The 235-nt window shown below is 71.9% G+C and carries 1 protein-coding gene; it reads left to right on the top strand.

The window, feature by feature from the left end; genetic code table 11:
* A partial coding sequence (locus tag SB717_RS39675) for a hypothetical protein (protein WP_410908839.1) occupies window positions 1–235 on the top strand: 235 nt, incomplete at both ends.

Genomic DNA, 235 nt, shown 5'->3' with positions numbered 1-235 from the left:
CTCGTCGCTCGCCGCATATGCGGCCTGCTCGGTCGCCGCGGGCTCGAGGCTCCGGCGCACCGCGAAGATCTCGAGCACCGAGTCGTCCTACGAGAGGGACGGCCAGCACGGCTACGACGACGAAGACCGCGAGGCTGAGCAGGAGCGAGTAGCCGAAGAGGCGCCAGAACGCCGGACGCACGCGCTGCCAGAGTCGGCCGAAGGGGGCCTTCTCGGCGAGCGCGGCGTGCGCCAC

Origin of the sequence: Priestia sp. SIMBA_032, assembly GCF_046535215.1 — a bacterium.
Taxonomy (GTDB): domain Bacteria; phylum Bacillota; class Bacilli; order Bacillales; family Bacillaceae_H; genus Priestia; species Priestia aryabhattai.
The sequence above is the reverse complement of the archived record's forward strand: the minus strand, read 5'-3'. Positions and strand labels throughout refer to the sequence as shown.